Below are 5,266 nucleotides of genomic sequence, written 5' to 3'. Positions count from 1 at the left end.
TCAGAAGTGAAACGCCGTAGCGCCGATGGTAGTGTGGGGTCTCCCCATGCGAGAGTAGGGAACTGCCAGGCATCAAATAAGTGAAGAAGCCCATCCTGACGGATGGGCTTTTTTGCGTCTGTGCGGGGTGCACATTGCCGGATGCGGCGCAGCGCCTTATCCGGCCTGAACGTATTTTGTAGGCCTGATAAGCGCAGCGCATCAGGCAATAAGTACGGCTGCAGCGCGTACCATCGGGGGCAAAGCAACATCCTGAGCCTCCATAACACAAGCCATCTTGCAGCATATGCGGTAAACTAAGCGCGATTTTGCATCAGGAAAGCGTCTATGAATCACTCCCTTAAAGCCTGGAACACCTTCGGTATCGATCAACAAGCTAATGAACTTGTCCGCGCCGAAAATGAGCAACAACTACTGAATGCCTGGCAATTAGCCAATGCATCACATCATCCAGTACTGATCCTGGGCGAAGGGAGTAACGTCCTGTTTCTTGATACCTTCCAGGGAACGGTGATCGTCAACCGTATCAAAGGTATAGAGGTTACAGAGAAGCCTGACGCGTGGTACCTACACGTTGGGGCTGGTGAGAACTGGCATCATCTGGTACAGCATACATTGCAGCTTGGCATGCCTGGACTGGAAAACCTGGCGCTTATTCCCGGCTGTGTTGGCTCATCGCCAATCCAGAATATTGGTGCTTATGGTGTGGAACTTCAGCGTGTTTGCGAATATGTGGACTGCATTGAACTGGCTACCGGTAAGCATCTGCGTGTAAGTGCCACAGAATGCCGATTTGGATACCGCGACAGTATCTTCAAGCATGAGTACCAGGATCGTTTCGCGATTGTAGCCGTTGGGCTGCGTTTACCTAAACAGTGGCAGCCCGTCCTCACTTACGGTGACCTGACGCGCCTGGATCCTGCAACGGTAACGCCTCAGCAGGTTTTTGATTCTGTTTGTCATATGCGCACCACAAAGCTGCCCGATCCAAAAGTAAACGGTAATGCGGGGAGTTTCTTCAAAAATCCGGTTGTCAGTTCGGATATCGCACAGGAACTACTGGCGAAATTTCCGATTGCGCCTCATTACCCGCAGGCTGATGGTTCTGTGAAACTGGCTGCTGGCTGGCTTATCGATCATTGCCAGCTAAAAGGTATGCGCATTGGTGGCGCAGCGGTACATCAGCAGCAGGCACTGGTGCTGATCAATGCAGATAATGCGACGAGTCAGGATGTAGTGCAACTTGCGCATCACGTACGCCAAAAAGTCGGTGAGAAATTCAATGTCTGGCTCGAACCGGAAGTCCGGTTTATCGGCCCGCAGGGTGAGGTGAATGCCGTGGAGATCGTTGCATGAAGGATAATACCGTCCCCCTGACGCTTATTTCATTATTAGCCGATGGCGAATTTCACTCCGGTGAGCAACTCGGTGAAACGCTGGGAATGAGCCGTGCGGCAATCAATAAGCATGTCCAGACGCTACGTGACTGGGGTGTTGATGTATTTACTGTCCCTGGTAAAGGATATAGCTTACCTGAACCTATCCAGCTATTAGATTCATCACTTATTCATTCTCAGCTGGGTGGCGGAAACATTACTGTTCTACCCGTAATCGATTCAACCAACCAGTATCTGCTGGATCGAATTGGGCAACTGGAATCCGGAGATGCCTGCGTGGCGGAGTATCAGCAGGCTGGGCGTGGCCGGCGTGGGCGTAAATGGTTTTCGCCATTTGGTGCTAACCTGTATCTCTCTATGTTCTGGCGCCTGGAGCAGGGCCCGGCCGCTGCAATTGGTCTGAGTCTGGTGATTGGTATCGTCATGGCTGAGGTTTTGCGCGATCTGGGTGCGGATAAAGTCCGTGTAAAATGGCCCAACGACCTCTATTTACTCGACCGTAAACTGGCAGGGATCCTGGTTGAACTCACTGGTAAGACAGGTGATGCCGCACAAATCGTTATTGGCGCGGGTATTAATATGTCCATGCGCCGGGTTGAAGAAAATGTGGTTAATCAAGGCTGGATTAACCTGCAGGAAGCAGGCATAAACATTGACCGTAATACTCTTGCGGCTCGACTGATCCGCGAGCTTCGTGCTGCACTGATACTGTTTGAGCAAGAGGGGTTAGTGCCTTATTTATCACGCTGGAAGGCACTTGATAACTTTATCAACCGCCCGGTTAAACTCATTATTGGCGATAAAGAAATATTTGGTGTCTCGCGGGGAATAGATGCTCAAGGTGCACTATTGCTGGAGCAGAATGGTGAGATAAAGCCATGGATGGGTGGGGAAATATCGCTCAGAAGCGCTGAATAATAAAAAGAAGGGGGAGCATCGGCTCCCCTTTTTTATTTATTTTCTTAACCTGACTTGCTCAACGGCATGATTGGCGCTCTTGGTCATGATTAAACTGGCACGCTCACGCGTAGGTAGTATGTTTTGTTTTAAATTCAACCAGTTAATCTCTTTCCAGAGCGACATTGCTGTATTGATAGCCTCATCTTCGGACAATTTCGCATAGTTATGGAAATAAGAGTCAGGGTTGGTAAATGCCCCTTCACGGAATTTCAGGAAGCGGTTGATATACCATGTCTGGAGTAATTCTTCTGGCGCATCAACGTAAATAGAAAAATCGACGAAGTCAGAAACAAATACATGATGCGGATCGTGAGGATAGTCCATCCCGCTTTGTAATACATTTAGCCCTTCGAGTATTAATATGTCGGGCTGGGCAACGGTTTTGTCACCATCAGGGATCACATCATAGATCAGATGAGAATAGACCGGCGCTGTGACGTTAGGGACGCCTGACTTCAGGTCGGAAACAAATTTTACCAGACGGTGCATATCATAAGACTGAGGGAAGCCTTTCTTCTTCATGAGCCCGCGTTCTTTCAACACCTGGTTTGGGTGAAGAAACCCATCGGTCGTAATCAGCTCAACTTTGCGGTGCTCTGGCCAGCGGCTAAGCAGTGCCTGCAAAACGCGCGCTGTCGTACTTTTACCGACAGCGACGCTGCCAGCAATACTAATGATATAAGGAATACGCTCGCCATTCGTGCCTAAAAATTGCTCCAGCACTGCCTGACGTCGCAGGTTCGAACTGATGTAAAAATTTAGCAAACGCGATAGAGGCAAATAAATCTCGGCAACTTCTTCCAGCGATAAGTCTTCGTTAATGCCTTTAAGACGAGCAATCTCTTCCTCGGTCAGGGTCATCGGCACTGAATCACGAAGCGCAGCCCACTGGTTGCGATCAAACTGTAGGTAAGGCGACGTTAACGCTTGCTCTTTTATACTCATACGCATGGTCTGGCTGTCATTGCTATATCAGGTCAGTGATAAAAAACGAAATCATCCCCGGCACGCAATGGCACGCACATTTCAGTTAATTTGGACAATGGGCAGGAGGGTAACACCAGATGAGGGGGAATAATAAGAAAAAATCGTCCCCTGAAAAGCATTGTGACGAGTATTCCAGATGTATAAAGATGTGCTTTCTCTCTGTCTGGACGTGAATAACGGAGCAAAACCCTCTCCGGTTATAACGCTCAACGTTGGAAATTTGTGCAATTCAGATAAGAAATAGATTATTTATCGGGCGTATAGTGCAAAATGTGAGCGGAAGAACATTTTATGCAATTTTTTAGTTGCATGAGCACGCAGGTATCCATAAAATGCGCGCTACTTGATGCCGACTTAGCTCAGTAGGTAGAGCAACTGACTTGTAATCAGTAGGTCACCAGTTCGATTCCGGTAGTCGGCACCATCAAGTCCGGTGGGGTTCCCGAGCGGCCAAAGGGAGCAGACTGTAAATCTGCCGTCACAGACTTCGAAGGTTCGAATCCTTCCCCCACCACCACTTTCTGGCAGCGTTATCGCCGCCTGAGTTGGTTAAAAAATTTAATCAGCTCAAACATAAAAGAGAGAAATCTCTTTTTTGTTACAGAAAGAACTGGGTAGCCGAGTTTCAGGATGCGGGCATCGTATAATGGCTATTACCTCAGCCTTCCAAGCTGATGATGCGGGTTCGATTCCCGCTGCCCGCTCCAGACGTGCTGATATGGCTCAGTTGGTAGAGCGCACCCTTGGTAAGGGTGAGGTCCCCAGTTCGACTCTGGGTATCAGCACCACTTCACTTCTCCCTCCCGTTTCTCTCTGTTTACTTTTAAAAGCATTCAACAGCTCAGGTATATTGCCTGGTTGATGTGGTGATATCACCGATTTATCCGTGTCTTAGAGGGACAATCGATGTCTAAAGAAAAATTTGAACGTACTAAACCGCACGTTAACGTCGGTACTATCGGCCACGTTGACCATGGTAAAACAACGCTGACCGCTGCAATCACTACCGTTCTGGCTAAAACCTACGGCGGTGCTGCTCGCGCATTCGATCAGATCGATAACGCGCCGGAAGAAAAAGCACGTGGTATCACCATCAACACTTCTCACGTTGAATATGACACCCCGACTCGCCACTACGCACACGTAGACTGCCCGGGCCACGCCGACTATGTTAAAAACATGATCACTGGTGCTGCGCAGATGGACGGCGCGATCCTGGTTGTTGCTGCGACTGACGGCCCGATGCCGCAGACTCGTGAGCACATCCTGCTGGGTCGTCAGGTAGGCGTTCCGTACATCATCGTGTTCCTGAACAAATGCGACATGGTTGATGACGAAGAGCTGCTGGAACTGGTAGAAATGGAAGTTCGTGAACTTCTGTCTCAGTACGATTTCCCGGGCGACGACACTCCGATCGTTCGTGGTTCTGCTCTGAAAGCGCTGGAAGGCGAAGCAGAGTGGGAAGCGAAAATCATCGAACTGGCTGGCTTCCTGGATTCTTACATCCCGGAACCAGAACGTGCTATCGATAAGCCGTTCCTGCTGCCAATCGAAGACGTATTCTCCATCTCCGGTCGTGGTACCGTTGTTACCGGTCGTGTAGAACGCGGTATCATCAAAGTTGGTGAAGAAGTTGAAATCGTTGGTATCAAAGAGACTGCCAAGTCTACCTGTACTGGCGTTGAAATGTTCCGCAAACTGCTGGACGAAGGCCGTGCTGGTGAGAACGTTGGTGTTCTGTTGCGTGGTATCAAACGTGAAGAAATCGAACGTGGTCAGGTACTGGCTAAGCCGGGCTCTATCAAGCCGCACACCAAGTTCGAATCTGAAGTGTACATTCTGTCCAAAGACGAAGGCGGCCGTCATACTCCGTTCTTCAAAGGCTACCGTCCGCAGTTCTACTTCCGTACTACTGACGTGAC

4 protein-coding genes, 4 tRNA genes and 1 pseudogene are annotated in these 5,266 nt (G+C 49.5%); 7 read left to right on the top strand and 2 right to left on the bottom strand.

The genetic code is table 11. The features are described 5' to 3' along the window. Positions 1-327 precede the first annotated feature (327 nt). Both murB and birA read left to right on the top strand, forming a co-directional pair. Positions 328-1,356, top strand: a complete 1,029-nt coding sequence (gene murB, locus OGY19_RS10080; protein ID WP_115601183.1) for a UDP-N-acetylmuramate dehydrogenase — start codon at positions 328-330, stop codon at positions 1,354-1,356. After that, entirely contained in the window at positions 1,353-2,315 is a 963-nt protein-coding gene (gene birA, locus OGY19_RS10075; RefSeq protein WP_115601182.1) for a bifunctional biotin--[acetyl-CoA-carboxylase] ligase/biotin operon repressor BirA, read from the top strand. Before murB ends, birA begins: the two co-directional genes overlap by 4 nt. Before the next feature lie 36 nt (positions 2,316-2,351). Here birA and coaA read toward each other — a convergent pair whose 3' ends face one another. Further along, positions 2,352-3,302, bottom strand: coding sequence for a type I pantothenate kinase (gene coaA, locus OGY19_RS10070; protein WP_040232296.1), 951 nt, complete (start codon positions 3,300-3,302; stop codon positions 2,352-2,354). 290 nt (positions 3,303-3,592) lie between these two features. Next, a pseudogene (locus OGY19_RS10065) lies at positions 3,593-3,673 on the bottom strand (hypothetical protein); the annotation flags it as partial. Positions 3,674-3,692: 19 nt separating this feature from the next. On the opposite strand from OGY19_RS10065, the gene OGY19_RS10060 reads away from it, so the two are divergent. The 5 genes from OGY19_RS10060 to tuf all read left to right on the top strand — a co-directional run. After that, positions 3,693-3,768 (top strand) — tRNA-Thr (locus tag OGY19_RS10060). 8 nt (positions 3,769-3,776) lie between these two features. Next, positions 3,777-3,861 (top strand) — tRNA-Tyr (locus OGY19_RS10055). A 115-nt stretch (positions 3,862-3,976) separates the two neighbouring features. Then, positions 3,977-4,051: transfer RNA gene (locus OGY19_RS10050), tRNA-Gly, on the top strand. Between the two features lie 5 nt (positions 4,052-4,056). Further along, positions 4,057-4,132 (top strand) — tRNA-Thr (locus OGY19_RS10045). 118 nt (positions 4,133-4,250) lie between these two features. Next, positions 4,251-5,266: elongation factor Tu (gene tuf, locus OGY19_RS10040; protein ID WP_286534202.1), on the top strand; the 1,016-nt coding region annotated here is incomplete at its 3' end.

It is taken from the genome of Citrobacter sp. Cy070 (genome assembly GCF_030332245.1).
Taxonomy (GTDB): domain Bacteria; phylum Pseudomonadota; class Gammaproteobacteria; order Enterobacterales; family Enterobacteriaceae; genus Citrobacter; species Citrobacter youngae.
This window is presented reverse-complemented; position numbering and strand designations above follow the sequence as displayed.